The organism is Streptomyces sp. NPDC085460 (assembly GCF_044541975.1).
Classification (GTDB): domain Bacteria; phylum Actinomycetota; class Actinomycetes; order Streptomycetales; family Streptomycetaceae; genus Streptomyces.
Window position 1 is genome coordinate 1 of record NZ_JBITTO010000020.1, and the last position, 24,276, is coordinate 24,276.

Here is a 24,276-nt window from a genome sequence, read left to right on the forward strand (position 1 = left end):
GGGTCGCTCGTTCGTGTGGGTTCCAGTGTATCGCGTGCATCCGGTAGATGCAGCATGTACCGTTGGCGGAAACACAGGACACCCCCAGACCGTTCGAAGCGGGGCGCGTTTTTGAGACTGCATCAGCACCCTTGCTTGGCCCGGTGCTTAGGCGAGGAATAACGAATTGGGAAGGCTAGGGCCTCGGAAACAGAACGGTACCCCGGAAATCGGAAAGTGGAAATTCCGGGGTGCGGGGGTGCCTGAGCTGAACTGCTCCTCGGGCAGGTCGACGGAACCCGTGACGAAGGCTGGCCTCGCCTCGGGGAGCTCGTTTGTGAGGGTCGACGCCGCCTGGACTCAGAGCTCTGGCGCCGCGGGCTGTGGGCTGTGCGGGGCCTCGGGGCCCCACTCGAAGCCGCCTGAGCGACGCCGGGTCCGGGTGCGGGTGCGGGTGACCTCAGCCACTGATATATGGCGAGATCAAGAAACCGCAGGTCAGAGGCTCGGGATTCTTGAGATATGTACCGGGTGGGGGGACGTATCGCGGTCGATGTGTCCCGGGTGAGGGGGCAGATCGACCCTCCAATGTCAACTGGGGGCGACATGAATTCCTGCCGCATGTCAACTGGAGGCGACATGCGGCGGCAGATCTGTCCCGGGTCCGGGTCGCGGGACGCCAGGGGGGAGATCTGTCCCCCCTGGGGGGACACAACTCGTGCTGCATGTCGTGTCGAAGCGACATGCATGTCAAGCGGAGGTGACATACTGCTCCGCGTCGCAGAGATCAACAGCTTGGAGAGCAGCCTCGTGTCGACAGAGCCGCAGCGCCGCCGTCCGGGGGCCCGAGGGACGCCGCAGTCGCAGCCGAAGCTGCCGCTGACCGAGAACCCGGCCGATGCCTGGGATCGGCCGCTGCGGCCCGTCAAGGACCTGGACGACGTCGCCCGCGCGTATCCCGGCCGCAAGCTCACCCTGGACAGCGAGCGGAAGCCGCTGGAGTTCTACGGCCCTCCGGACGAGCCCAACGCCTTCTCGATGGACAGCCTGGAGTTCTTTCTCGTCATCGCGCAGTTCTTCCGGGAGGCGCTGCCGCTCCGGCTGATGCTGCTGCTGATCGCGTGCCAGAAGGCCGGCGGTCGGATCCCCCTGACCCAGGACGAGATGGCCCACGTCCTGGACGTCACCCGCACCAAGGTGAACGAGGCGCTGCAGGAGGTCATGGATCACGGGATCGTGTTCCGAGTGAAGCGCGGCGTCTACCAGTTCAACCCGCCGTACTCCTACCGGGTCGCCGAGTTCATCCCGGGTACGGAGACCATGGACGCGCAGTACATCCGGGTCGACCAGCACGAGACCATTGCCAAGATCCGGTCGGACGAGAGCCTGCCCGAACTGGTGCGCTTCCCCTCGCTGGAGCGGATGCGGCAGGAGATCGAGCGGCTGCGTGAGGAGCGGGCGAGCATGCGTGCTGAGCGCCGTCGGAAGCGGGTACAGCAGAAGGAGAAGGGGGCCGAACAGTGAGCGGTCTGCAATTCGCCGCGGTCAACGCCGAAGGCGTCGTGGCCGATCTGGACCTGCTGCCCGCGGCCTACCGCGTGCTGCTGAAGATGCGTGCCCACAGCGAGCCGGGCGGCCGGATCGAAGTCGACCAGACGACCCTCGCCCAGATGCTCGGCCTGAGCCGGGCCGCCGTGAACGCCGCGCTGCGTGACCTCGACCTGGCGCAGCTGGTGAAGAAGAAGAGGGCCGGCATCTATCAGCTCAACGCCATGCTCGCCGCCTACTCCTCTCCCGAGGACGCCATCGCGGCGGTCAAGGCGATGCCGAAGAACGAGCGGCTGAACGCGCCCGGCTTCGTGGAGAACTACCGGAAGGCCGTGGCGGCCTACCAGGATCAGCTCGCCGAGAAGCGCCGGCTCCGCGAGGACGCCAAGCGCCGGCAGAACCTCAAGGCCGTGTCCTGACCCGACGATCCCGTCCTCACACGACGGCGCTGCACCCACGGTGCGGCGCCGTTCTCGCGCCAAGACGGCGTACAGCGTTCCCCTGGAGAGAAAAGCCGCAGGCCAAGCGGCCCATACGAGCGTTCCCCGAAGGCCCTGCCGCGCGCCGCCCGCTCGAGTGCCGGCCGTCGCGGTACGAGTGGAGCGTGACGCACAACTTCGGCCTCCACCTCGCCCTGGAGCTGGGCAACCGCTTCGGCTCGCCCACCGACAGCTGGCCTCCCAGTGCCGAGCCGGTGACCCCGTTCCTTGCGATCGTCGTCAACGCCCTGGGTACGCAGGAGGCCGTGCGGTGGTTCGACGCGGCCCGCCGGGCTCACCAGAGCGTGGTGGCCGCAGACGAAGCCCGCACGCACCAGTTCGGCTTCCCCTCCTGCTTGGACGGGGAGCTGGGCCTCGACCGGGCGCCGTCTCTCGCTGTCGTCGCTGCGTGGGAGGCGATGAAGGCGCTGTACGTGGTCGCCCGCCGGGACGCCACCCTCGACGTCGACGTGCTCTTCGAGTGCGCGCTGCGGGCCTGCTCGCGCAGCGGCGGCCTGCCCGCCGGCTCGCCGATTGCAGCAGCCGCGACCGCGTAGTCGTCTCGGAGGCAGCGCTGTCTGCTGCACGAGTAAGGCCGGCCTTGCTACCCGAGCAGCACCCGTGTGCCGTCTGGGTCGTGCGAATGCTGCGCTGCACTCCTCACCGGGGAGCAGCAGACCTCTTGCACCCTTCACCGCCAGGAGCAGCAGGACGTCGGCGGCCGAGCAGCATGAGGTGCTGCACCCGGCCGGTGACGGCCGCCGGCGGTCGCGGGCTGGCAGGCGGGAGGCGTCTTGCACCCCATTGGTAGGTACTACAGGTAGTACCTATGTGCGGGTTGTAGATCCTTCCCCCTGAGGCGGAGCTCGGGCCGGGAGCAGCGAGAGACGGTGTCCGAGGGGGAGAGCCGGGCGGCCGTCGTGGAGCCGTTGCCGAGGAGGCAGGGTGCTTCCCCGCCGCTCGAAGCGCTGTGCGCCGCTGTGAGCGCCTTTCGGGGGCTTGATCGTCTCTCGGGGGCCGGGAGGGCGTCAGAACGCCGCAGACGGCCGTACAGCGCCGGGAAGGATCATGTGCTGGGGACGGCCGGAGTCAGCCTCGGTGGAAGCGGGGGCGGGCGATGTGTGCCCGCGCGGCGAGCTTCGCCCTCAGAGGGAAGGATCTACAACCCGCACATAGGTACTACCTGTAGTACCTACTGATGGGGTGCAAGACGGGTGTCGGGCCGGTCCGGGGCGGGGCCTGCAACGCAGAGTGCAACACGCGCCCGGTCCGCGCCGTGCTGGGTATTGCCGCAGGTCATGACCGCAACGCGGACTCTGGTGCACTCGTCTGTTGCACGGGCGCGGCGCAGGACGCGCCGTCGGCCCGGGGGCTCCGGGCAGGCCGGTGGCTCGGCGATGGGGTGCAAGGGTGCAAGGCGGGTAGCGAGCCCGGCGGTGAGGGCCGGCTGTACTTCCGGTACTTCGCCTTCGGCGGGTGGGGAGAGCGCGCTCGTCCCCTGGTCAGTCAGTCCTAGGTCTTCCTTGTACGCGAGCGATCCCTCATCAACCGGCGGACCCGATCCCTCACCAACCGACGAACACGCGGAGAGGCCGACCGGGCCCGGCGGCACGCGGTCGGCCTGGTCCGCGGCGTCGCGGGTCAGACCTCGAGGTAGGCGACCACGACCACGGTCTTCAAGGCCGTGACCCAGTACAGGAGACGTACGCGTTCGACTTCGTCGGCATACTCGCGCAGCTGGGGGCCGGCGGCGCTGCCGGGGATCGGCTCGCCGACCTCGGGGTCGACGGAGACGACGACCAGGGCGCGGTCCAGGGCGTGGATCTCCGCCTCGCTGGTGATGTTCTCCAGCTGCTTGGCGGCGGAGTCGGTGAACGCGATCCGGGCGCGGCGCCGGGCGTGCTGCGGGGGCATCAGGCGACGGCCGGGCGCTGGGAGGCGAGGCGGGCGAGGTGGGCCTCGCGCAGCTCCTCCCACGGGGTGCACTGCTCGGGGTCGGGCAGGCCGTTAGTGGCGATGTCCTCCAGGACGGCGGCGAAGCGGTCGGCGTCGGCGCGGGTCTTGGCCGCGTACGCGCGGACGGCGTCGGCGGCCGCGGGCTCCAGCTGCCGGGCGGCGGTGTCGGCGGGGGCCGGCTGTTCGCTCATCGAGGGCTCCAGAGGGCAGAACTGGCGTTGCTCACCACGGTATCGCCGGGCCGCGGGGCCCGGGACCACTCCGGCGGAACCGGGCCCCGTGACTACGGTCCGTACTGGCCGTGAGCGCTCGGGCGATCAACTCTTATGTGTCACGCTCCACCCCCGAAGCCGCCCTGGAGACCCCTACGGAATCCCTGAAGCGGACATATAGGGACATATTCGAGGTGGCGTGACGCTGCCCCGGGGGCGCGTGACAGCCGGTGTCACGCTCACGCTCGGTCAGCGTGACACCCCGCCGGAAGAGCGTGGTGCGGTCAGCTGGCGCCGGAACGGGCGCGGGCGAGGAACGCGGCGAGGTCCCCGGCGGCTTCGGGCTCGGTGGTGGCGAGCCGGGCCGCGAACGCCAGCTCGTCGGCGCGGGCGCCGGGGACCAGGCGGAGGAGTTCGGCGAGCAGCGCGGCGTGGGCGAGGACCGGCGGCAGCAGGAGGCCGGCGGCGGCTTCACGGGCGGCCGGGTCGCGGTAGTGCCCGCGGTGCGCGGCCAGGGCACGGGCGAGCCAGGCGTCGACGTCGGCCTGGACGTACCCGCCGGCTCGCCGGGTCAGCTCGTCACGGGCGGCTTCATCTCCGTCGCGGGGCTCGGTCTGCTCCAGCGTGCCGAGCTCGCGCAGCGCCTGGAGCTCGTCGGCGCGGGCCGCGACCCGGGCGGCTTCACGCAGCGCGGCCTCGCGGGCGGCGGCGGCCGCGGCTTCGGCGGCGAGCTCGGCCTGGACGACGTCGTCGGCGTCCGGGTCGTAGACGGTGCCCGCCGGCGCGGCGGCGAGCAGCTGGTCCAGGCGCTCCCACTCCGCGAGCTCCGCCCGGCCGCGGACGTCGTCGGCCAGGTCCTCGAACCGGGAGCTCTGCCGCGCGTCGAAGCGGGCGTCCTCGAGGGCCGCCGCGACAGCGGCGGCGTCCATGCCCTTCGCCCGGCGCCGTACGACGCGGCGGCCGATGCGGCGGCCGATGCGGGCGGGGTCGACAGGCTCCCGGGGTGCGGCGACGCGCGGGGCGAGCGGACGGCGGGCGGTACGCGGGGGCCAGGGCGTGGTCATCTTCGGCCTCGTCTTCGTGCTGCGGATTCGGGGCCGGGCCGCCGCCAGAGCGCTGTGCGGCGGCCCGTCGAATACGTTTCTAGCAGGTCTTGAATTCGGCTGGGTCAGAACCGGAATTCTATTTTCAGGACGTCGGTGAAATCTGCGCGCAGGCCCTCGGCGCGGGTGCCCCATTCCGTGAAGTACGACTCCGTGATGGCCTCCGCGACGATCGGATGCAGCTCCTCCTCCGTCGCACCGGCCTCCTGGAGCTCCAGGATCTGCTTCACGTAGGTGGGCGAGATGTCCGTGGTGATCTGGCGTTGGCGGCCGTCGTCCGAGCTGCCCGTGCACGTGAATCCGAAGTAGGCCGTCACGTCCACCATCATGCCCCTGGAGGTGGCCGCCGCCGCGCGTGCCTGTGCCCTGACCTGGGGTTGCCACTCGGATTCCGTCTCCTCCACCAGGGCGGCCTGGAGCCGCTTCTGCGGCTTCGTCAGCTTCCCCGCGAGGTAGCGCTCCACCGTCCGCCGTGAGGTGCCCAGGCGCTCCGCCACGGCTGCGGTGGACCCGCCCTCGCGCGTGCGGAGGAATTTCATACGTGCCTTTGCCGATTTCGGGGCGGGCCGGGTGAAGAGCTTCCGCTCCGCCCGCACAAGGGCCTCCAGGACCTTGCCCCGGCGCGGGGCCGGCTGCTGCTGCTCGTGATCGCTCATGCCTCCTAGGGACCACGGGATGCCTGTGGACAGCGGCCTGAGTCCCGGGGCCACCTTGCCCGGACGAGCAGCTGCTCGTCCGGGGTGTCCTGCCGGTTCGTCCGTCAGCGGCGGGTGACGGTGTAGCCCGTGTCGTTGACGGCGCGGGTCCACACGTCGCGGTCGAACCACTTGGTGATGTTCGGCTGCAGCTCGGTGATGGTGCGCATCCTCGTGTCCCAGTCGTGTCCGGCCGGGCCGCGGCTGCCGTCACAGCCGGTGCAGCCGTCCTCGCCGTGGATGTGGCCGGCCATCCAGGCGTTGACGGCGACGTTGATGATGACCGCGTACAGGTCGCCGCCGGTCTGCGCCAGGGAGTCCGGCACCCCGGCCAGGACCAGGGCGAGCTCCGGGTTGTCGATCGGCGGCATCGGGGCCTGCCCGACGGCCTTCTCGCTGCTGCTCTCCTCGTACGACGCCAGGCTCTGCGCGAGCCGGTCGGCGATGACGGAGGCGTCGAAGTACCGCCAGGCGGAGCGCACCTGGATCCTGAGCCGCTCCGCCACGGTGGTGATCTGCTTCTCGATCGTGTCCTCCACGGTCGCCGGCGCGAGGGTCACCCCCCGGCGGGCCAGCTCCGCGAGCGTCTGGGCAACGGCTTCCTTGAACGCCTTCGTGTTCCGCACCACCGCATCGTAGGTGCGCCGACGACGCCGCCGGACGGCTTCACCGGCATCAACCGGCAGGCCCTGGGCCGCGGGGAGCAGCGGGAAGGCGTGGGGCCGGAGATGAGGCTTCGGCCGAGAAGGTGTGGCGCGGCCGGAGCGGTCCGGGAAGGATGGCGGCACCAGCAGGTGACGGGGGTGGGGATGGACGCGGAGCAGGCCGTGCGGATCGCCGGGACGGCGTTCTACATCGACAGCGGACCGACGCACCGCTCGCGGGTGCCGGTGACCTGCCGTAGGTGCGGCGCCCGGACCGGGCTGACCCTGAGCGCGGCCGGCGAGCAGGCGACGATCTCGTGTCCGTCCGGGCACGAGACGGGGGACTGGCGGCTGGACGCCCGCGCCGTACGCGGCGTCGTGGCAGCGGCCGCCCGCGACGGGCACACCGTCGTGCCCGAGCACGACGAGGTCCAGTTCCGCGTGCCGGTCAACACCGACATCCTTCCCGGGTACGAGGACATCCTGTGATGGAGAGCTTCTTCCAGCGGGTGAGCGGCTTCTGGCCGGCGGGCCGCCGCGATCTGCACTGGCACATCCTGCCCACCCTCCAGGAGGCCGCTGCCCTGGCCGCCCCGTACGAGGGGATCTACCGGCCGGGCCTGGTCCGCGTGCCGCTCCAGTGGCAGCACTGCACCCTCCTGCACGCCGTCGGCCTGGCCCCCGAGGACGTCGACACCGACGCGCTCGTCGCTGACGCCCGCGGCCGCCTGGCGGCGGTGGAGCCCTTCACCCTGACGTTCGACCGGCCGTCCGTCGGCACCGTCGCGGTGGAGATCAGCGGCTGGCCCGGCCGCCCCGCCGCCGACCTCGTCGACACCCTCACCCAGGCCACGCTCCGCACCGGCGCCGCCTGCAGGATCGCGCCGAGCGCATCCCCGCACACCTCCATCGCCTACACCGGCGCCGGCGCCGAGGCCCTGGAGCGGGCCGAGCTCGCCGCGGCCCTCGCCGGTATCGACGGGCCGCTGTCGAGTACCGTCCACGTCGACCGGGTCCACCTCGTCGCCCAGTGGCACGACGGCGCCCACATCCAGTGGGAGCAGATCGCCACCGTTCCGCTCGGATGGGAGCTCACCGCATGAACCTCGCCCCTGGAAGCCGCCCGATCCACGGCGACACCGTCGACCTCGGGATCGGCGTCCACACGGTGACCATCACCGGCCCCGCCTCGACCCGCAGCATCCTGATCGACGGCCGGGGCTACGCCGAGCTCGTCCTGCCCGCGCTCACGCCCGAGCATCGGACCGCCCTGGAGAAGACCGAGCACTACGCGTACGAGCTGTACCGCGACGGCGTTCTCCTCTACTCCTCCCCCGAGCTGACGCTGCGCGAGACCCGGCAGAGCGACGACGGCCTGGTCATCACCGGCGCCCCCTGATGGAAGATCACCGATCACCCAGCAAGCGGCACGGGCGCCTTCGGTGCCCGGTACGGGAAACTGCTCGCGTCCCCGCCCGGTGGAGGCGGACACTGTGAGGTATGCGGCAAACCTCTCCTTTCCACCCGGTTCCGGAGCCCGTGTACTTCGAGCGGCTCCTGCGCCACGACCCGACCTCGCTGACCCGGTTGATCGCGACCAGCAGCGCTGCCGTCCCGTTCGCCCGGAACCCCGGCTCCCTCGGCTTCAACCCGCTCGCGCCGTGGGCCGTGTTGGACGTCGCCTGGGTCTCCCTGGCCCGGGGCCGGGACAACCGTCGTCCCGCGTCCGGCCAGGACCTCCGCGAGATCCTCAACCTGTTCTGGGCTCTCGACGACCCGGTCACCCGCGAACCGGAGGGCATGGAGCGCTGGGACGGGTTCCTGCAGCGAACGATCCACCACCAGGCCCCGTGGCAGGAGGACAACTACTCGCAGCTGAGCCGCACCATCGCCTGGCTGTCCCAGACCCCCTACCCTGCCGACTCCGACGACCCCCTGGAGGTGATCGTCCCGGGCTGGGACAAGCACCGCCTCGGCTGCTCGCTGGCGGACTACCTCGGCATCACCAACCTCATCTGGGGCTGTGCCACTGCCCACCCGAACCCGCGACGCCGCGGCCGCTTCGCCGTGGACTGGTACCCCGCCGAGGACTACGACCAGTTCGACGGGCTTCGCTCCCCGGCCCAGATCAAGAAGGTGCTGAACCGGCATCTCGTCACCACCAAGAACAAGCTCCGCGCCTCCTTCCCCGCCGACCACGACCCGCTCTGGCGCCGCTTCGGCCACAACCCGCTTCGGTCCACCCCGCTGGTAGGCGGTGTTCCGGGCGGCTACCTCGTCCCGGTGCCGGCCGCCGTGCTGGACAAGGCGTCCCCCCTCGGCCTCTACCACACCGGTGGCGACAACATGTCAAAATGGGGCAAGTCGTTCACCACCGACGTCGGCAGGCTCTTTGAGCGCTACGTCGGCCGCCACCTCGCCCTGCTGCCCGACGCCGAGGTGCACCCGGAGATCCTGGTCAAGATCTCCAAGAGCCAGAGCAAGAAGACCGTCGACTTCTTCGCGGTCTTCCCCGACCTGGTCCTGCTGATCGAGGTGAAGTCGACCCGCCCGAACCAGCAGTTGAGGTTGGGCGGACCGGACTTCGCCACCCGTCTCCGAGACACGCCGATCAATAAGGGGTTCGAGCAGATCAACCGGTCGGTGGACTTCCTCCGCACTGGCAGGCACCCGGAGCTCGCCGACATCCCGGCCGGCCGCCAGATGATCGGGATGGTGGTGACCGCAGAGCCGTTCCACCAGATCAACACTCCCGCACAGCGCAAGCACCTGCCCGAGACCAAGATCCCCGTGATGGTCACCGCCATCTCCGAACTGGAGCAGGCGGTCACCATCACCGGCGCCAGCCTGGCCGAGCTTCTCCGCGCGGCCGTCGACGCCAGCGCCGTGGACCTGCGCCAGATGTTCCCCCGGTACGAGTTCCTGGACCACAACGCCGTCCTGGAGCAGGGCTGGTCAGCGATCCCGTTCGCCCGGCCCCGCCGGCCGCGAGCCCAGGATGCCGCTGCCGCCTAGCCTGCAGCGGCCCCGAGCACCGTCCATGATCAGCGCCGCCCGTATCCCGCCCCGCCCCGGCCTGACCGGGTTACGCCGTCAAGCCGGGTCAGTGCCCTGGCTACACTCCGACTTCATGACGACGATCTACACGACCAAGGAGTGGAAAGGCCACGGGAGGCAGAACTACTACTGGAACGAGTACAGGCTCGAAGGCGACGCCGTCGTCAAGTACAAGTGCCACCGGCAGAAGTTCTTCGACGGCGATGAGAACACCTGGCAGGAGGACGAATCGCTCCGGGAGTCCTGGGGACTTGACGACCCGAGCATGCCCGACTGGCTGAGGCAATATCTCTGATCACGTCCCTATCCCTGGTCCTGGAACACATCGCCGCGTGTCTGTATGGACGCTGACAGATCCTCCGGAGTCATGAGGTGGCGGCGGGGCCATCAGCGGGCCTGCGGCGTCCGCACCGGTACGGGGCGGTGGCCGGAGGGAAAACGCGAGCGAGCCCCGGACCAATGTGGTCGGGGCTCGCGGGCTGTTCGGGGCGCGACTGCTAGAGGTCGAACTCGAGGTGCTCGACGTCCGTGAACCGGACCTCCTCCAGGGAGCCGGCGCGGCGGCCGCCGTCCTGGAAGTACACCTCCTTCAGGGCCTCGGCGGCGATCTCCTGGAGTTCGGCGTCGCTGGCGCCGGCGTCCTGGGCGTCGAAGAGCCGGGCGGCATACTGCGGGGGCAGGGCGACGGTCAGGTGCCGGATGCGGTCCTGGTCCGTCGACCCCACCGAAGCCTTGTAGCCCATGCGGGCGCGGGTGTCGATGACGATGCCGCCCGTGGTGGCCGCCTTCTGCCGGGCCTTGGCCCGGATCTGCGGCTGCCACCGCTTCTTCACCTCGCGCTCCAGGCGCGCGGCGAGGTCGGCGCGGGGCTTCTTGATCTGGTCCTTCACGTACCGCTCGACGGTGCGCTGGGAGATCCGCAGCATCTGCGCGGCCGCTTTCGTGCCGCCGAGCTGCTTGACCAGGTACCGCATCTGCGCGCCGGCCGACTTCGGTGCGGGGCGGGTGAACGCCTTCTGCACCGCCTTCTCCAGGCCGTCCCCGAACAGGCTCATCGTCGCGTGCTCCTACTCTCCGTTGTCTTCGTCGGTGACGGTGCCGTCCTTGATGGACCGGGCGAGGTTGAGCGCCGGGGCGTTGAACTTCTCGCGGACTTCCTCGCCCCACACGACGGTCTGGGTGCCCTCGTGCTTGACCAGGCCGGGGTTGATGCCGAGCTTGAAGCCGCCCGGTAGCGGCTTGCCCTCCCGGTAGGGCAGGAAGTCCAGCGGGCTCGGGCCGTTCGAGGCGTAGACGACGCAGTCGGACAGGATCGCGATCGGGTACTGCCCGGTGAACGCCGCGTGCTTGACGATCTTGCGGTGGAGGTTGATCCGGGTGCGGGAGATGACCGCCGCCCGGATGTCGGGCCGCCACGTCGGGCGCTCCAGGGCCCGCCACCGCTCGCCCGGCCGCCAGCCCTCGCCGCGGGGCCGCTCGCGCAGCTTGCCCAGGCCGCCCTTGACCGTCGCCTTGATCGCCGAGACGACGATCGCCAGCTCCGGGTCACGCTCCTTGTAGCCGTCCATCGCGGCGAGGAAGTCCTCGGGCGACAGGTCGGCGTCGACGCCGAGGTCGGCCATCGTGGCGAGGTAGGCGTCGCGCAGCCGCTGGTACCAGCCGTCCAGGTACCGACCGTTGTCGTACCGGACGTACGCCTCGGTCGGCGCGACGTCGTAGCCGAGCTCCTGGGCGTAGGCGACGGTGGGCGTCGCGTACCAGGCGGGGCCTTCGGGGCGGTTGCCCTTCGGCGTGAACGGGCTCGGCAGGAGGCTGCCGTCCAGGTTCACCCACTCCTTGCCGACCTTCACGCGGGACAGGTCGACGTGGGAGAGGTCGACCAGCCACGAGCCGGGCAGCTTCGGGTCGAAGACCGGGTTCTTTACGTGGGTCGGCTCACCGAGGCCGACGATCAGCCCGTTCGCGCCGGCGGCGAAGGCCATGTTGACGTCGATGCCGACGAGGTAGCGCAGGGCGCACTCCGCGCCGGTCGTCGGCCGTGCCCACTCGTACGCCTCCTCGAAGAGCTTCTCCGACGGGCCGCGCACGTGGAAACGGGGCAGGTCCGCCAGGAGCGGGTGTCCATCGGGGGCCTCGCACGGCGCGCAGTCCACCGGGTCCTTGCCCAGCGAGCCGGGCGTCTTGGTCTCGGACTGCCGCAGGACGCCGGTCTCCTCATCCCGTACGGCGTGCGTCGGCGGGTGCAGCGCGGTCATCAGCTCCAGGCCGGTGACGGCCGTGGAACCGCGCGGCGTCATCACCCGGGCCGCGTACACGCCCAGGACGCGGGCGAGCTCCGCCGGAGGGAGCTGCGCGGCGCCGCCCCAGAAACGGGAGTCCAGCGCGTTCCACGACGGGATGCACAGCTGCACGCACTGGCGCTCCGAGCCCTTGGCGGGGCGGTAGATCCGCGCCCACGGGCCGAACCCGCGCTTGGTCAGCTTCCACTCCGCACGCGCGAGCTGCTTGATGACCTTGTGGCCCTCCGGGATCCGCCCGGCGTCCTTCTCCTCCGCCGTGAGCGTGACGGGCAGGCCGTAGCGCTCGCACGCGGCCTCGGTGAGCACGATCAGCGGGTCGGCCGGCCTTCCCGGGCCGGACAGCTTCGGAGCCCCGAGCTTCGCCTCCGTGAGGGTCCAGTCGACCAGGGCCGGAATGGACTTGGCGGGCACGTCCAGGACCAGGCCGCCGGTGCAGTACGCCAGCACCTTCCCGTCCTCGACGTCGACGACCGCCAGCGGCCCGTTCTCGAACCGCGGGTCGACGCCCGCCGGGGTGCCCGCCGGGGCCGCCTTCTTCGCACCCGGGCGGCGCGACGTCGACGACGGCCTGGTGGTGCGCGCCGGACGGGCCGCGACGGCTGGAGCAGCGGCGACGGGAGCAGGGGCAGGGGTCTGGGTGTTCTCGGTTGCAGTCATGACTGCGGCCTCGGACGCCGCCCCTGCCCGTGCTTCCGCCGGGACGGATGCGGCGGTGAACGTGGCCGGCACCGCAGCGTCGGGGACCGGGGCGGGCGAGGGGGCGGGTGTGGCCGTGTCGGCCGGGGTAGCGGGGTAGAGCTCCGCGAGCTTGTCCAGCAGCCGGGCGTAGGCGTCACGCTCCGGCGGGCGGGGCTCGGTCTTGCCGGACTCCCAGCCGGACACCGTGGCCCGCCGCACCCGCAGTGCGGTGGCCACTTCGTCGATCGTCAGGCCGTGCGCGGCACGCAGCCGCTTGCGCTCCGCCGGCGGCGGCAGCGCGGCGCGGGACGCGAGCAGGGCGTCGACCGCGTCGAACAACTCGGACATGAAACACCTCCTGAACGACACCCTACACCATGAAGCGCACGTTTCGCGTACGAACACCGTACGAATCGCGTACGTTTCCTGTTCGGGGTGGGAAGTGGCGTCGAGCGACACGGGACGCTCGGGCCCGCGACCCCTCTGTCCGCAGCATGGTGAGCCCGGCCCGTGCCTCTATCAGCTCCGCCTCTCAGCACCCGCTTCCACCTGGGAAAACAGGGGTCCGACCTAATCCGGTCGGACCCCTCACTCACCACGGTCCCGCAGACCGCCGACAGCTTCCAGAGACGCCGGTGTGCCAGGCTGGGCATCCAGCGGGGCCGCGCTCATGGAGCCGCCCCCGACCAGCGCGACAGAAAGGACCGGCACCGTGGACAGCTCGGCCCGCGAGGACCAGGCCGCCGCGTACGCGGCGGAGCTCCGCTTCCGCACGGGCGGCCCGGCCATCTTCGGCGTCTGGTCCCAGCCCGACGTCGCCGACCACAAGTTCACCGAGTGGCTCGGGGCCTACAGCCGGCCCGGCGCCGCCCTCACCCTCACCGCCCTCACCGGCGGCACCGCCCGGCCGGTGAAGAGCTGGACCTACGAAGGCGGCCTGACGACCGGGGCCGTCTGACCCACGCGGCGGCGCGGACGGCAGTGAGGCGGGCGTCGCGGGCGGGGGGCCTGGGCAGATCCCCCGCATGAACAGCACCGACGTCCCCCGCCCGGTCTTCCTGCCCTCGGGCCCGTCCTGGAACGCCCAGGCCCACCTGGTGGGCGAAGTCCTGCACACCGTGGCAGCCGCAGCAGCGCGCACCCTGGACGACACTCGCTACCTGGTGCCAGCCCTGACCTGGCAGGTGGCCGCCGACCAGGTCAGGGACTGCGTCACCGCCGACCACCATCCCGACCGTCTGCGCATCCTGCTCCTGCCCGCCCACGCCCTGGAGGCGATCTGGTCCTGCCGCACCGCGCTCGCCCGGACCACCGGGCACGACGACGACGCCGAGCGCCTCGCCGGCCTGCTCGACTCCTACCTCGACCCGGTCCACGACATCGGCCTGCCCGGCCTGCTGGACGCCCTGGACCAAGTCCTCGCGGTCCTCACCCTCGACCTGCCCGCCGCCCGCACCCTGGCCACCCGCGCCGCACTGAACAGAGGGATCCGAGAAGAGGACCAGGAGGTGCTCGACGAGATCCGCGCGGCATGGCGAAGGACCGGAACCTCCAGCTGACACACCCACAAGATCCCCTCGGCGCCGGACGGAGGCCGGGAAGCTCCCGGGCCCGCAAGAGTTGCCCCGGCACACTCACCACGGGCCTGTGACCTGCGGTGGTAAGCCCGGTGGTGAGTGTGATGGTGAGTGGGCGGAGCGCGCTTCTACCAGCTCACCGCGAAGGCCGGTCGAAGATGCCCTGCGCACCGGGGCCGAGGCCGCGCCGCCGGGGCCGGCGTCCCGTACGCGGGCCGGGCACGCCCGGCGCCGCCGCCGCACGGTCCGGCTCCTGCCCGGTATCGGCGGGCAGACCCAGGCGGAGGCGGGCCCTGGTCGTCGCCGCCGTCACCGCGGCCAGTGCCTCGCCCACGTCCGGGGCGATCTGGGCGAGCGCGGCGGTCAGGGTGTCGATGGCGACCAGGGCGTCGTCGGCGGCGGCCGCGCTCCAGTCGGACCCGGCCGCGGCGTCGGCGAGTTCGCACGCCGCTTCCGCCACCCGGTCGGCCTGCTCCTCGATGCCAGGCCCTGCCCGGTCTACCAGCCCCATGCCGTCCCCAACGCCGCGCGCGGCCGCGGGGACACTGCCAGACCGTCCGGCAGTCCTTCCGCCGGGCTTCCGCCCACCCGTGAGGATGGCGGCCTCGGCACAGCCTTCCACCTGCGTGTGTCTCGGACGCCGTCCGGTCCTGCTGGGGTCGAGCATCGCTCTCGGACAGCTTGTTGATCAGCCGATGATGTCGAGGGTGACGCGGTGGTGGAGCTGTGCCGAGGTGATCGTCACGAACACCGTCCCGCCCCGGGAGTCGCGGGTGATGCCGACGATCCGGAAGCCGGGCGCTCCGGCCGGGATGCCCAGGGCCGCGCAGACGGTGTCATCCATCGGCTCGGCGGTGATGACCGACTCGGTGCGTGCGACGTCCCAGCCGAGCCAGTCGGCGACGCGGGTGCCGGCCGGTGCCTTCGGTGACGTCTCGCCGGCGGGGGTGAGCATCGGCGGGATGCCTTCGTACCCGTCGGGCACCTTGGCGGCGATCTCGTAGGGGATCACCGTCATCTTGTGCTGTACGGGCACCCCGTCGACCGACCGGATGCGGGTGCGTTCGACGACGGTCGTGCCCTCGCTGATGCCCCACGCCGTCATCTGGGCCGGGGCGTCGAGCTGGCGTACCAGCGTCGTCTCCTCCGTCGCGGTCCCCTGGACGGTGGGCTTCCACGCCTGGGCGGCCGACAGGTCCGGGGGCGTAAAGGTGCCCAGGTGGGCGTCGGCCTGCCGGGACGCCGTGACGCGGGTTCCGCTGCGGGCGTCGGTGCGGACCAGGCCGAGCGCGCCCAGCGCGGCGTAGGCGGCGGATACGGTCTGCTGGCTCACCCCATGTTCTGCCGCGAGGTCTCGCACGGTCGGGAGCTTGCTGCCGTGCGGGTACTCACCTTCGATGATCTTCTGCCGTAGCTGCGCTGCGATCGTGCTGGCGTCCATGTGTGTCCTCCGGCTCGGCGGCGGTGCCTGGCTCGCGCCCTGATCCTGTGTCAAGCCAGGACTTCAACTGTATTGACAGCGCGGGTTGCTGAGAACCAGTCACCGCTGACAGGGCAGATGCAAACTGTATTGACAGCGTATCGGGGCGTCCCTACTTTCGAGGAACACCATCGCTCTCAAGGGCGACGCCGCCGGACCGGTCCAGGTTCACCGCCGCCGGCCGACGGCGTCCCGGCCGGGGAAGGCGGGAAGCAGATGTGTCACCGTACGCGCGTCCATCAGCCAGCCCATGTCCCCGCTGCGCACCGCACGCCGCACCTCACCGGCACGGCCTTCGGCCTCCGGGCCGGAAGGGGCCAGACAGACCCGGCGGAAGAACTTCACCAGCGCGGGCAGCTTGCCGGGGTGGATGCCGCCCCGCTCGCGCAGCGCGTACAGCGGCAGGAACCACTCCTCGAACAGCGCGCGCTGCGCCTCGCCCAGGCGGTGGACCTCGTAGAGCCGGCCGAGCAGGACGTCGCCGTAGGGCACCTTGCCGTGGACGGCGTAGCCCAGCCGGATGCCGCCGTGGTTCCTGAACGGCAGGCCGTAGGCGGCGACGTGCGCGGCCGCGGTCTCGGTGGCCAGCATGACGGCGCGCTCGGCGCCGTGCCGCTCGGCCGCGGCCAGGACCGCGATGTGCAGAGCGGCACGGGGGTCGAGGACCGTCCCGGCCAGTCCGAACGGCGCCAGGCTGATCCCGTGCGCGCGGGTGCGGGAGAGGATGAGCTGGTCGGGGACGTTGCGGGCGATGTTCTCCAGGTGCGCCAGGCGCCGCCCGTGGACCTCGTCCGGGCGAAGGACCGGAGCGCCGGCGGGGCGGCGGGCCGTCAGCTGGGGCGCGACCTTCTTGACCAGGTCGGTGCTGCCGCACGCCTTGCAGGCGGGCGAGCCGACGCCCGCCATGTGGTCGCAGGACGAGCACACCACGGTGGCCGCCTCCTCCACGCTCAGGACGCCCGTCTCCAGGTGGTCGCGGATCATGTCGTGGGCCAGCGCGGCGACGGCCGGGTCCGCGTCGGTGAGCACTCCCGCCGCGGGCAGCACGCCGGCGGGGTACTTCGCGCGGATGCGGGCCTGCTCGTGCTGGTGCCGGTCCGCGCCGGCGGCGAGCTCCGCCTGGTGGCGAAGGTCGCCTTCGAGGGTGACCGTGTTCCACAGGTGCGGGACCACGCCCTCGCCCAGGATGGCGTTGAGGGCGGCGGCCGCGCGGATGCCGACGGCCTTGCCGGGCTTGTCGGTGAAGGTGAAGTCGCCGTTCTGGACGGGGCCGTTGAAGAAGGCGATGCGCACGGTCTCTCCTTACGCGGGAGGCTCGATGACCTGCTCCAGCTCGTATCCACCCGTAGCCGCCCGGTAGACGAGCACGGCGGCGTTGGGCAGCTTGCGGGCGCGCGATTCCTCGACGACCTCGGTCACCGGGCGCTGCTCCAGGACGGCGCGCAGGCCGAGGATCGTGGTGTGGTGGGTGAAGGCGACCACGCTGCGGCCGGCCTCGACGGCGCCGGACGAGAGCAGCGCCAGGAACGCGGTCACCCGCCCGTGGACACCGACGGCCAGGGACTCGCCGCCCTCACCGGGCGGCGTCCACAGGTGCTTGCGGTTGCGGCGGTCGTCCGCGCCGTCGGGGAAGGTGGCGAACAGCTCCCGCATCGTCATGTAGGTGGCGTCGGCGTAGTGCTGCTCGTTCAGCAGCCCCGTGACCTCCGCCTGGATTCCCGGCATCGCGAGCTCGGCGGTGTCCCGGGCCCGCCGGTACTGCGAGACGAACACCGCCGGGCCCTCTCCCACTACCTGCGGCAGGGTCTCGCCCAGCCACGCCGCCTGGCGAAAGCCCCGGACCGTCAACCCGATGACATCCCGCGACAGGGCGTGCGCCGCCGCGCCCGCCCACGGGCGGGGGTCCTGGTAGAAGCCGTTGTACTTGTCGGCGTTCTCGACCGACTCCGCGTGCCGTACCACCGCCAGTCTCATGCCGCCGAACGATAAGCCCCGATACCTCCCGAGAAAAGAGGAAAAGCGATGAAAGATGAATGGACGTTCGTCAAGAAGCGGACCGCGGCCGACGGCGCCGTCTGGGTGAACCAGGACCGCTCCCGCTACCGGCGCACCGGGGACAGCCAGCTCGAGGCGGAAGGAGCGTTCCAGCAGCGGATCGCCGCCCTGGGCTACCCCGTCCCGGCCGTCCTGGAGACCGGCTTCGACGGCGCGGAGTTCTTCTTCGTGGAGCCCTCGCTCGGGCCGGCCTCGCTGCACGACGCGGCCTGGAACGCCGTCGGCGGCGCCTACGGGCCGATGCCCGACGAGGTGGTCGACGAGGCCGCGGCCGTCGGCGCCCGGCTGCTCGCCGCCCAGGCCAAGCACCCCGAGCCGGCCACCCGCGACGCACTCGACACCTGGGTGACCAAGGCGGGGTGGACGGGCAACGTCTTCGCCGAGAACCCCGACCTCGACACCCCCCGCAACCGCGCCGTGCTGGAGAGCGCGCTGGACCGGCTCGCCCACACGCCGATGTGCTGGGCCCACTACGACTACGGCCTGCCCAACGCCTTCGCCGCCGGAGTCATCGACTGGCAGCACCACGGCCTCGCCCCGGTCGGCTACGACACCTACCCGGCCCTGGAGATCATCGCCTTCAAGGGCGGCACCAAGGGCTACTACGCCACCGCCGCCCAGCGCGAGCGGTACACGGCCACGCTCGACGAAGCCGCCCTGCACGTCCTCGGCAGCCGCCCGAGCCGGCACCTGGGCGAGTTCCTGCTCATCAAGGCGCTGTTCTTCCTCGCGCTCATGAAGCCGGCCGACCTCACGAACACCGGCAAGGTCACCAAGTGGAACTACCGCCGCACCCTGTTCACGATGGGAGTCGAGCAGTATGAGCGCACCGGCCGTATCGACACCGCCGCCTTCCCCAGCCTCGACGACTTCGCCGCTCAGCCTGAGCACTGCCGTACCGGCGGTGCGTGACCGGGACTACCTCCTGGACCGCCACGGTGTGGTCTTCAAGGTCATCGGCGACGTCCACCCGCCCACCCACTACCTCGGGTACGTGAAGTACTACCCGGACGACAAGGGCGACCGGCAGTTATTCGGGCGCACCTACCGGCAGAACACGGTCGTCTCCAAGGCGTTCGGGATCCTCGCCGACCGGCCCGAGTGCTACCTGTACTCCGACACGATCGGCTGCGTCATCACCGGGGTGCCCCGCCACGACGTCGTCCGGCACTACTCCTGCCGCCACGCCCTGGCCGTCCTGCACCAGGCGCCCGAGCTCCTCGGCGGCTTCGCCGTCTCCCGGGACCTGAAGGCCGTCATCGACCGCGTCGTCGAACTGGGTGCCCAGGAGGTGGTCGGTGTGACCGGCTCGTTCCTCGTCGGCTGCTTCAACGCGCGCTCCGACGTCGACCTCGTCTGCTACGGGCCCCGGGGCTACGAAGCCGCCCGCGAACTGTTCTCCGACCGAACCCTGATACGCCCGTATGAGGGCGACGCGCTGACCCGGCTGTACCTGCGCCGCGCCAAGTACATGACGGGCAGCTCCTTCGACGTCCTGATGCGCCAGGAGACCCGCAAACTGCAGGGACTCACGGCCGGGGCCGACGCGCACATCAACTGCGAACCGCTGCGCGACGACGGTGACGCCACGTTCACCGGCGTCACCACGAAGGAGGTCGGCGCGATCAGCGTCGTCGCCACCGTCACCGACGACGCCCAGGGCCTGGCCACGCCGGCGCTGTACGGGATCGGCGTGGACACCGTCATCCAGTCCACCGTCGACGACCCCGAGATCTTCGCCCGCCGCATCACCCACATGCGCTCCTACCTGGGCGCCTACACCGGGGCGTTCCGCACCGGCGACACCGTCTACCTCTCCGGCCGGCTCGTCCACACCACCGACGGGCCCCGCTCCGGCTTCGGCATCGAGCTCACCCCCTGGACCGCCGCCGAGTCCTACCTCGCCACCCTCGCCCGATAACCCTGCCCGCGAAGGAAGGCCCGCCGTGACTGCAGACCCGACCGCTCTGTTCGCGTCGGCAGCGGAGCACTACGTCCGCTTCCGCCCCTGGTACCCCGACGAGTTCTTCGCGCTCCTGGCCGAGCGGTTCGGTCTCGACGGCACCCAGACGGCCATGGACCTGGGCTGCGGCCCGGGCATGTCCGCCCTGCCGCTGGCGCCCCACGTCGCCCGCCTCTACGCCATCGACCCCGAGCCCGGGATGCTCGCCGCCGGCGCCCGCCTCGCCGCCCAACGGAACGTCACGAACATCGAGTGGGTCAACAGCGACTCCACCCAGATCACCGCCCTGGGCCTGCCCCCGATCGACCTGTGCGTCATGGCCAAGTCGTTCCACTGGTTCGACCGGCCCCGCGTCCTGGCCGACCTCGACCAGCTCATCACCCCCGGCGGCGGCATCGTCATCGCCTCCGCCGGGCCGCCCGGCACGACGCCCCTGCCCGCGTGGGCGCCCGTCATCGCGCAGGTCCGCACCGCCTACCTCGGGCCCGTACGCCGCGCCGGCACCGGCACCTACCCCGAGCCCGAAGACCGCTTCACCGACACCCTGGAGCGCTCGCCGTTCTCCTACGTTGAGCTCACGTCCCTGGACCAGCACGTGACGCGCGACCTCGACCAGCTCGTCGGCCTGCAGCTGTCCAACTCCTACTCCACCCCCGCCCTCCTCGGAGACCGCCTGGACGCCTTCACCCGCGACCTGCGCCGCGCCCTCCTCGACCACGACCCCTCGGGCCTCTTCCATGAGGTGATCCGCACCGAAGTCCTCGTCGCCACCCGCCCCGGAAGGAGCACCACCCCGTGATGACCTTCGCCTCCGCCGCGCACCACTACGCCGCCTTCCGCCCTCACTACCCGGAGGAGTTCTTCACCCTCTTGGCCGACCGTTTCGGCCTCGACGGGACCCAGACGGTCCTCGACCTGGGCTGCGGACCGGGCACCATCACCCTCCCTCTCGCCGCACGGACCGGCCACGTCCACGCCGTCGACATCGAACCGGCGATGATCCGCGAGGGCCGCAAGGCCGCGGCCGCGTACGGCGCCGGGAACATCACCTGGGCGTGCGGCGACGCCGCCGGCCTCACCGGCATGGGTCTGCCCCCGCTCCACCTGTGCACGATGGGCAAGTCCTTCCAGTGGATGAACCAGGACCGCCTCCTGGCCGACCTCGACACGCTCATCCGCCCCGGAGGCGGGATCGCCCTGGTCTCCACCGGCCCCCGGGCCAGTGCGCCCAGGCCGGCGTGGCTCAGCATCATCGAGAGCGTCTGCACCGACATCATCGGACCCGGCTACCGCCAGAAGCACGGTCCCGCCGCCCACCCCGCCGAAGGCCGGGACGACGCCCTGGCCCGCTCCGCGTTCTCCCGCATCGAGACCGCCCGCTGGGACCAGACCTTCACCCGCACCCTGGACGAGCTCGTCGGCCTGCAGTACTCCTTCTCCTACTCCAGCCCCGCCGTCCTCGGCCCCCGGCAGACCGCCTTCGACCAGCGCCTGCGTCGCGAGCTCACCGCGTTCAGCCCGAACGGCACCTTCGAGAACACCGTCCCCATCGAAGCCGTCATCGCCACCAGGCCGTAGCCGTCCGGCCGCTTGCAGCACCGTCGGCCTGCCCCCGCCGCCCCTGCGGCCGCACGATCGGGCAGGCTGGCCCGCGGCGGGGAGCGGCCGGTGTGCCACGCTGGAGGTGCCCGATGGGGTCGCGCCCATGATGCCGACGTCGTTCCGCCGGACTCCGGCATCCCGATCAGCGCAGGAAGGCACACCGTGGACAGCACCGGTCTCGAGGGCGAGGGCGTCACGTACGAGGTCGTGCTCCGCTTCCGCCGGGGCGGGCCAGCCCTCTTCGGCGCCTGGCCCGAGTTCGAGACGGCGGACCGGAAGTTCACGCAGTGGCTCGGGACGTGGGGCCAGGCCGATGCCGTTCTCACCCTCACCGCCGTCGCCGGCAGCGTGGTGTACCCGGTGAAGCACTGGACCGCCGAAGGCGGGGTGCAAGCCGGTTCGGCCGGGTCCGTGTAGGCCCCGTCCTGACGGGGCCTACACGGAGTTGAGGCGGGCGCCGGCTTCTAGCAGGTGGCGCAGTCGAAGTGGCCGGGCCGCTTCCGGGCCGGGCCGATGAGCCGTCTTTCGCGGTCCAGGCTGCACAAGGGGCAGCCTGCACGGTCCCGGACGACGCGGGTCAGCCGGACCCGGCTCACGTGGCCACAGCGGCGACAGCGCGCCGACCAGGGTGTGTCGGGAGAGCGGGGTGGCGCTTCGACCGGGTCGAGGCCGGCCGCCCGCAGAGCGTCTTCGGCCTGGCGGCGCCCCGCCCACCCGCTCCAGCGCTCCCGGGCTTCCTTCGCCGCCCTCTTCTTGGCCACCGCCTCCTCGTGCTCCTTGGCCTTGACCCTCAGGTAGGCCGCGACCAGCTCCCGGAACTGACGCGCGGGGACCTCGCACGCGTACAGGTAGGAGCGGAGCTGCCGGACGCTGCTGGGAAGCTGACGCCGGTTGTAGATCCGGTTCGCCGCGCTGCGCGACAGGAACGCGAAGTGCTCCTTGTCCTCCTGGTAGGCGACGGCGGCCCGCCGCTCCATCTCCGCCATCGACGGCGGCTTGTCCCCGCTCTCCTCGCAGGCCCGACGCAGCGCGTTGCCGAGGTCCTGCTCGGACTCCACCAGGTGCGGCGCGGGCGCGGGGGTGAGCGTGCGCCGCTGCCGCCCGGCCGGACGGGACGCCGCCGCCCACAGCTGCTCGGCCTGCGCGGCGTCGAGGCCGAGGCGCTCGACGTAGCGGTCCACCACGTACTTCTCCGGGGGCTTCTCCCCGGCCTCCGCCCGCTGCACGGTCGAGGAAGAGAAGCCCATCTCCTTCGCGGCCAGGGCCTGGGTCAGGCCCTTGGCCTGGCGGGCGTCCCGCAGCGCCTGGGCGAGCTGGCCCACGGGGCTGTCGGGCCGCCGTATCCACTTCAGGCGCCGGGCCCGGTACGGCTTGTCCTGCATGGGTCAGACCTGCGAGGACGCCTGGACGCCAGCCACGGTGGAGCGGACGAGCCGGGTCAGCGCCCCGCTCGTGGTCAGCCGGACCGTCAGCGCCCCGGCCGCGCCCGCGCCGGCCGCGAACAGGACGGAGTCGAGGGGCGGCGTCCCGGTGCGCGCCAGGAGGAGCGCGATGACGGCCACGACCACGATGACGACCGCGTCGGGGAAGAGCAGGTGCCGCGTGTGGCGGCGCGTGATGATCCTCATGGGGGTACACCCTTCGTCGATGGGTCCGGCCGTACAGGGAGGCGGCCGAACCGGTGTGCCGCGGAGCCGGATCGGCTCCGCGGCTGTACCGCACTGCATCCCGCGGGGCGTGCCCTGCCCTTGTCGCGGTGACAGAGATCGTGCCACCTCGTGACGGGGCGTTACGACGAATGGGCGGACTTCCTTCACGCCCATCTCACCTGGAAAACCTGGATTCTCCAGGAAATCCTGGAGCCGTATCGGGGCGAACCACAGCTAAAAGATCATGCTCCGGCCGCGCCTCACCCTTGCGACCAGCACGTACGCACTACCGTCCACACGTTCGGATTGGCGGCGGGTGCCCTCGCCGCTTGGCGATCTTATAAACACCCATCCGCAAACCAGTTTGGCTTGCCCGCATCCCGCCGCGCTGCGAGGATCCGACCACGCCCCTGTACCGCATGGCATGACTCAGGGACACCGTGGCCCCGGAGTGCCCCCGGACCACGACGCCGAGCCGGCAGCCTCCAAGGCCGCCGGCTCGACGCGCATCGGGCGGGCGCGCGCAGCCGGCCCGGCATCTCGGTGCGCAGTCCGGCGAAGGATCCGGCGACCGGCCGGAGCGCGGGCCCGGTCAGCTGCTCCAGTCGTGCCCGCCGCCGTGACAGGCGTACAAGTCGCAGGTGACCGGCTCGCCGTCGGCGATCCCGTTCTCGACGGTGCAGCAGGGAAGGAGCGCGATCCGGTACGGCCTGCCGGTCTCCCACATCGCCCACCACTCCCGGCCGGGCGTCAGGCTGGACTGCACGAGCGAGGCGTGGTCCCCTCCGTGAAGGGGCGTCAGCAAGCACTCCAGCACGGGTTCGACCTCGTACGCGGCGTACTCCACGGCGCTCCACCGCTCGATGTCCTCGGCGGCCAGGGCGACGGCTAACCCGCAGCGCTCCATGAAGGTCTCCTCCTCGGTCGGCAGCTCGCTCCGGCGGCGGGTCAGACCCAGCCGGTGTCGCCCTGGGCGCCCCACTCGGGGTCGAAGCCCCAGCCGACGTCCGCGCGCCGGCGGTTCCGCTCGGGAGCGTCCACACCCCAGCCGGAGTCGCCGTATCCCCACCCGATGTCGCTGCTCATGACGTTCCCCTCCCTGTGCCCGGCACCTTCGGTGCTGCGCCGTTGGGGCGACCGTAGCCGCAGCTCACGCACCGCACCAGCCCCATGAAATCGAAGGGCTGTGACACCTGCGGGCGGGGCGGGGCGCGCGCCCCCGAACGGCAGGGAACCGGCCACCTCGTAGTAACGGAGTAGCCAATCTCCTCTCTCCTGAGAGCAGTTGGCCGGTTGCGC

General features: G+C 71.4%; 30 protein-coding genes. 15 read left to right on the forward strand and 15 right to left on the reverse strand.

Annotated elements, in window-relative coordinates; genetic code table 11:
• Positions 1 to 789 precede the first annotated feature (789 nt).
• From ACIGHB_RS32900 to ACIGHB_RS32910, 3 genes are all read left to right on the forward strand, one after another.
• The gene (locus tag ACIGHB_RS32900) at positions 790 to 1,503 is read left to right on the forward strand and encodes a hypothetical protein (RefSeq protein ID WP_399918328.1); all 714 of its coding nucleotides are present in this window, start codon (positions 790 to 792) and stop codon (positions 1,501 to 1,503) included.
• Positions 1,500 to 1,946 (forward strand): helix-turn-helix domain-containing protein, encoded by a 447-nt coding sequence (locus ACIGHB_RS32905; RefSeq protein WP_399918330.1) that lies wholly within the window; start codon positions 1,500 to 1,502, stop codon positions 1,944 to 1,946. The genes ACIGHB_RS32900 and ACIGHB_RS32905 overlap by 4 nt, the downstream gene beginning before the upstream one ends.
• 185 nt (positions 1,947 to 2,131) lie before the next feature.
• Positions 2,132 to 2,563: a hypothetical protein gene (locus ACIGHB_RS32910; protein WP_399918332.1), complete on the forward strand. Its 432-nt coding sequence runs from the start codon at positions 2,132 to 2,134 to the stop codon at positions 2,561 to 2,563.
• A gap of 1,084 nt (positions 2,564 to 3,647) precedes the next feature.
• Here the strand turns inward: ACIGHB_RS32910 and ACIGHB_RS32915 are convergent.
• The 5 genes from ACIGHB_RS32915 to ACIGHB_RS32935 all read right to left on the reverse strand — a co-directional run bounded on the left by ACIGHB_RS32915 (position 3,648) and on the right by ACIGHB_RS32935 (position 6,598).
• A complete protein-coding gene (locus ACIGHB_RS32915; protein WP_399918334.1) occupies positions 3,648 to 3,920 on the reverse strand; it encodes a hypothetical protein in 273 nt (90 codons plus the stop codon).
• Complete coding sequence (locus tag ACIGHB_RS32920) at positions 3,920 to 4,153, reverse strand: hypothetical protein (RefSeq protein WP_012477033.1); 234 nt, start codon at positions 4,151 to 4,153, stop codon at positions 3,920 to 3,922. The genes ACIGHB_RS32915 and ACIGHB_RS32920 overlap by 1 nt, the downstream gene beginning before the upstream one ends.
• A gap of 305 nt (positions 4,154 to 4,458) precedes the next feature.
• The gene (locus ACIGHB_RS32925; RefSeq protein WP_399918337.1) at positions 4,459 to 5,238 is read right to left on the reverse strand and encodes a hypothetical protein; all 780 of its coding nucleotides are present in this window, start codon (positions 5,236 to 5,238) and stop codon (positions 4,459 to 4,461) included.
• Positions 5,239 to 5,342: 104 nt separating this feature from the next.
• On the reverse strand, positions 5,343 to 5,933 hold the full coding sequence (gene tpg, locus ACIGHB_RS32930; protein WP_399918339.1) for a telomere-protecting terminal protein Tpg: 591 nt from the start codon (positions 5,931 to 5,933) through the stop codon (positions 5,343 to 5,345).
• Positions 5,934 to 6,037: 104 nt separating this feature from the next.
• Positions 6,038 to 6,598: a hypothetical protein gene (locus tag ACIGHB_RS32935; RefSeq protein WP_399918341.1), complete on the reverse strand. Its 561-nt coding sequence runs from the start codon at positions 6,596 to 6,598 to the stop codon at positions 6,038 to 6,040.
• 183 nt (positions 6,599 to 6,781) lie between these two features.
• On the opposite strand from ACIGHB_RS32935, the gene ACIGHB_RS32940 reads away from it, so the two are divergent.
• From ACIGHB_RS32940 to ACIGHB_RS32960, 5 genes are all read left to right on the forward strand, one after another.
• The gene (locus ACIGHB_RS32940; protein ID WP_399918343.1) at positions 6,782 to 7,105 is read left to right on the forward strand and encodes a hypothetical protein; all 324 of its coding nucleotides are present in this window, start codon (positions 6,782 to 6,784) and stop codon (positions 7,103 to 7,105) included.
• Complete coding sequence (locus ACIGHB_RS32945; RefSeq protein ID WP_399918345.1) at positions 7,105 to 7,719, forward strand: 2'-5' RNA ligase family protein; 615 nt, start codon at positions 7,105 to 7,107, stop codon at positions 7,717 to 7,719. The genes ACIGHB_RS32940 and ACIGHB_RS32945 overlap by 1 nt, the downstream gene beginning before the upstream one ends.
• Complete coding sequence (locus tag ACIGHB_RS32950; RefSeq protein WP_399918347.1) at positions 7,716 to 8,015, forward strand: hypothetical protein; 300 nt, start codon at positions 7,716 to 7,718, stop codon at positions 8,013 to 8,015. Before ACIGHB_RS32945 ends, ACIGHB_RS32950 begins: the two co-directional genes overlap by 4 nt.
• Before the next feature lie 101 nt (positions 8,016 to 8,116).
• Positions 8,117 to 9,631, forward strand: coding sequence for a hypothetical protein (locus ACIGHB_RS32955; protein ID WP_399918349.1), 1,515 nt, complete (start codon positions 8,117 to 8,119; stop codon positions 9,629 to 9,631).
• Between the two features lie 115 nt (positions 9,632 to 9,746).
• The gene (locus ACIGHB_RS32960) at positions 9,747 to 9,968 is read left to right on the forward strand and encodes a hypothetical protein (RefSeq protein WP_399918351.1); all 222 of its coding nucleotides are present in this window, start codon (positions 9,747 to 9,749) and stop codon (positions 9,966 to 9,968) included.
• Positions 9,969 to 10,170: 202 nt separating this feature from the next.
• Here ACIGHB_RS32960 and tpg (ACIGHB_RS32965) read toward each other — a convergent pair whose 3' ends face one another.
• Positions 10,171 to 10,728, reverse strand: a complete 558-nt coding sequence (tpg, locus tag ACIGHB_RS32965; protein WP_399918353.1) for a telomere-protecting terminal protein Tpg — start codon at positions 10,726 to 10,728, stop codon at positions 10,171 to 10,173.
• A 12-nt stretch (positions 10,729 to 10,740) separates the two neighbouring features.
• Entirely contained in the window at positions 10,741 to 12,999 is a 2,259-nt protein-coding gene (gene tap / locus ACIGHB_RS32970) for a telomere-associated protein Tap (RefSeq protein WP_399918355.1), read from the reverse strand.
• 364 nt (positions 13,000 to 13,363) lie between these two features.
• Here tap and ACIGHB_RS32975 point away from each other — a divergent pair, with 364 nt between their 5' ends.
• Both ACIGHB_RS32975 and ACIGHB_RS32980 read left to right on the forward strand, forming a co-directional pair.
• Positions 13,364 to 13,609, forward strand: coding sequence for a hypothetical protein (locus ACIGHB_RS32975; protein WP_399918358.1), 246 nt, complete (start codon positions 13,364 to 13,366; stop codon positions 13,607 to 13,609).
• 67 nt (positions 13,610 to 13,676) lie between these two features.
• On the forward strand, positions 13,677 to 14,210 hold the full coding sequence (locus ACIGHB_RS32980; protein ID WP_399918360.1) for a hypothetical protein: 534 nt from the start codon (positions 13,677 to 13,679) through the stop codon (positions 14,208 to 14,210).
• A 154-nt stretch (positions 14,211 to 14,364) separates the two neighbouring features.
• Here the strand turns inward: ACIGHB_RS32980 and ACIGHB_RS32985 are convergent, their stop codons facing one another.
• From ACIGHB_RS32985 to ACIGHB_RS33000, 4 genes are all read right to left on the reverse strand, one after another.
• On the reverse strand, positions 14,365 to 14,739 hold the full coding sequence (locus tag ACIGHB_RS32985) for a hypothetical protein (RefSeq protein WP_399918362.1): 375 nt from the start codon (positions 14,737 to 14,739) through the stop codon (positions 14,365 to 14,367).
• A gap of 177 nt (positions 14,740 to 14,916) precedes the next feature.
• Complete coding sequence (locus tag ACIGHB_RS32990) at positions 14,917 to 15,669, reverse strand: GntR family transcriptional regulator (protein ID WP_399918364.1); 753 nt, start codon at positions 15,667 to 15,669, stop codon at positions 14,917 to 14,919.
• Positions 15,670 to 15,876: 207 nt separating this feature from the next.
• On the reverse strand, positions 15,877 to 17,001 hold the full coding sequence (locus ACIGHB_RS32995; protein ID WP_399918366.1) for a hypothetical protein: 1,125 nt from the start codon (positions 16,999 to 17,001) through the stop codon (positions 15,877 to 15,879).
• A gap of 9 nt (positions 17,002 to 17,010) precedes the next feature.
• Complete coding sequence (locus tag ACIGHB_RS33000; RefSeq protein ID WP_399918368.1) at positions 17,011 to 17,682, reverse strand: histidine phosphatase family protein; 672 nt, start codon at positions 17,680 to 17,682, stop codon at positions 17,011 to 17,013.
• 48 nt (positions 17,683 to 17,730) lie between these two features.
• Between ACIGHB_RS33000 and ACIGHB_RS33005 the strand changes: the two genes are divergently transcribed.
• From ACIGHB_RS33005 to ACIGHB_RS33025, 5 genes are all read left to right on the forward strand, one after another.
• A complete protein-coding gene (locus tag ACIGHB_RS33005) occupies positions 17,731 to 18,675 on the forward strand; it encodes a phosphotransferase (protein ID WP_399918370.1) in 945 nt (314 codons plus the stop codon).
• Positions 18,668 to 19,684, forward strand: a complete 1,017-nt coding sequence (locus ACIGHB_RS33010) for a hypothetical protein (protein WP_399918372.1) — start codon at positions 18,668 to 18,670, stop codon at positions 19,682 to 19,684. The genes ACIGHB_RS33005 and ACIGHB_RS33010 overlap by 8 nt, the downstream gene beginning before the upstream one ends.
• A gap of 25 nt (positions 19,685 to 19,709) precedes the next feature.
• Positions 19,710 to 20,525, forward strand: a complete 816-nt coding sequence (locus tag ACIGHB_RS33015; RefSeq protein ID WP_399918373.1) for a class I SAM-dependent methyltransferase — start codon at positions 19,710 to 19,712, stop codon at positions 20,523 to 20,525.
• Positions 20,525 to 21,304, forward strand: coding sequence for a class I SAM-dependent methyltransferase (locus ACIGHB_RS33020; protein ID WP_399918521.1), 780 nt, complete (start codon positions 20,525 to 20,527; stop codon positions 21,302 to 21,304). The genes ACIGHB_RS33015 and ACIGHB_RS33020 overlap by 1 nt, the downstream gene beginning before the upstream one ends.
• A 186-nt stretch (positions 21,305 to 21,490) precedes the next feature.
• Positions 21,491 to 21,745 carry a hypothetical protein gene (locus ACIGHB_RS33025; RefSeq protein WP_399918375.1) on the forward strand — a complete coding sequence of 85 codons (255 nt, stop codon included), beginning with the start codon at positions 21,491 to 21,493 and terminating at the stop codon, positions 21,743 to 21,745.
• Between the two features lie 47 nt (positions 21,746 to 21,792).
• On the opposite strand, the gene ACIGHB_RS33030 is transcribed toward ACIGHB_RS33025, so the two are convergent.
• From ACIGHB_RS33030 to ACIGHB_RS33045, 4 genes are all read right to left on the reverse strand, one after another.
• A complete protein-coding gene (locus tag ACIGHB_RS33030; protein ID WP_399918377.1) occupies positions 21,793 to 22,710 on the reverse strand; it encodes a multiprotein-bridging factor 1 family protein in 918 nt (305 codons plus the stop codon).
• 3 nt (positions 22,711 to 22,713) lie between these two features.
• Positions 22,714 to 22,956, reverse strand: coding sequence for a hypothetical protein (locus ACIGHB_RS33035; RefSeq protein ID WP_399918379.1), 243 nt, complete (start codon positions 22,954 to 22,956; stop codon positions 22,714 to 22,716).
• Positions 22,957 to 23,569: 613 nt separating this feature from the next.
• On the reverse strand, positions 23,570 to 23,884 hold the full coding sequence (locus ACIGHB_RS33040; RefSeq protein WP_399918381.1) for a hypothetical protein: 315 nt from the start codon (positions 23,882 to 23,884) through the stop codon (positions 23,570 to 23,572).
• A gap of 41 nt (positions 23,885 to 23,925) precedes the next feature.
• Positions 23,926 to 24,063 (reverse strand): hypothetical protein, encoded by a 138-nt coding sequence (locus ACIGHB_RS33045; RefSeq protein ID WP_399918383.1) that lies wholly within the window; start codon positions 24,061 to 24,063, stop codon positions 23,926 to 23,928.
• Positions 24,064 to 24,276 lie beyond the last annotated feature (213 nt).

What these genes read in the sequence shown, in the direction of transcription:
- ACIGHB_RS32920 (WP_012477033.1), bottom strand. Translation starts at nt 4,153, where the DNA reads ATGAGCGAACAGCCGGCCCCCGCCGACACCGCCGCCCGGCAGCTGGAG.
- ACIGHB_RS32925 (WP_399918337.1), bottom strand. Translation starts at nt 5,238, where the DNA reads ATGACCACGCCCTGGCCCCCGCGTACCGCCCGCCGTCCGCTCGCCCCG.
- tpg (WP_399918339.1), bottom strand. Translation starts at nt 5,933, where the DNA reads ATGAGCGATCACGAGCAGCAGCAGCCGGCCCCGCGCCGGGGCAAGGTC.
- ACIGHB_RS32945 (WP_399918345.1), top strand. Translation starts at nt 7,105, where the DNA reads ATGGAGAGCTTCTTCCAGCGGGTGAGCGGCTTCTGGCCGGCGGGCCGC.
- ACIGHB_RS33020 (WP_399918521.1), top strand. Translation starts at nt 20,525, where the DNA reads ATGACCTTCGCCTCCGCCGCGCACCACTACGCCGCCTTCCGCCCTCAC.
- ACIGHB_RS33000 (WP_399918368.1), bottom strand. Translation starts at nt 17,682, where the DNA reads ATGAGACTGGCGGTGGTACGGCACGCGGAGTCGGTCGAGAACGCCGAC.
- ACIGHB_RS33035 (WP_399918379.1), bottom strand. Translation starts at nt 22,956, where the DNA reads ATGAGGATCATCACGCGCCGCCACACGCGGCACCTGCTCTTCCCCGAC.
- ACIGHB_RS32990 (WP_399918364.1), bottom strand. Translation starts at nt 15,669, where the DNA reads ATGGACGCCAGCACGATCGCAGCGCAGCTACGGCAGAAGATCATCGAA.
- ACIGHB_RS32985 (WP_399918362.1), bottom strand. Translation starts at nt 14,739, where the DNA reads ATGGGGCTGGTAGACCGGGCAGGGCCTGGCATCGAGGAGCAGGCCGAC.
- ACIGHB_RS33030 (WP_399918377.1), bottom strand. Translation starts at nt 22,710, where the DNA reads ATGCAGGACAAGCCGTACCGGGCCCGGCGCCTGAAGTGGATACGGCGG.
- ACIGHB_RS32980 (WP_399918360.1), top strand. Translation starts at nt 13,677, where the DNA reads ATGAACAGCACCGACGTCCCCCGCCCGGTCTTCCTGCCCTCGGGCCCG.
- ACIGHB_RS33045 (WP_399918383.1), bottom strand. Translation starts at nt 24,063, where the DNA reads ATGAGCAGCGACATCGGGTGGGGATACGGCGACTCCGGCTGGGGTGTG.
- ACIGHB_RS33005 (WP_399918370.1), top strand. Translation starts at nt 17,731, where the DNA reads ATGAAAGATGAATGGACGTTCGTCAAGAAGCGGACCGCGGCCGACGGC.
- ACIGHB_RS32950 (WP_399918347.1), top strand. Translation starts at nt 7,716, where the DNA reads ATGAACCTCGCCCCTGGAAGCCGCCCGATCCACGGCGACACCGTCGAC.
- ACIGHB_RS32915 (WP_399918334.1), bottom strand. Translation starts at nt 3,920, where the DNA reads ATGCCCCCGCAGCACGCCCGGCGCCGCGCCCGGATCGCGTTCACCGAC.
- tap (WP_399918355.1), bottom strand. Translation starts at nt 12,999, where the DNA reads ATGTCCGAGTTGTTCGACGCGGTCGACGCCCTGCTCGCGTCCCGCGCC.
- ACIGHB_RS32940 (WP_399918343.1), top strand. Translation starts at nt 6,782, where the DNA reads ATGGACGCGGAGCAGGCCGTGCGGATCGCCGGGACGGCGTTCTACATC.
- ACIGHB_RS33040 (WP_399918381.1), bottom strand. Translation starts at nt 23,884, where the DNA reads ATGGAGCGCTGCGGGTTAGCCGTCGCCCTGGCCGCCGAGGACATCGAG.
- ACIGHB_RS32955 (WP_399918349.1), top strand. Translation starts at nt 8,117, where the DNA reads ATGCGGCAAACCTCTCCTTTCCACCCGGTTCCGGAGCCCGTGTACTTC.
- ACIGHB_RS32960 (WP_399918351.1), top strand. Translation starts at nt 9,747, where the DNA reads ATGACGACGATCTACACGACCAAGGAGTGGAAAGGCCACGGGAGGCAG.
- tpg (WP_399918353.1), bottom strand. Translation starts at nt 10,728, where the DNA reads ATGAGCCTGTTCGGGGACGGCCTGGAGAAGGCGGTGCAGAAGGCGTTC.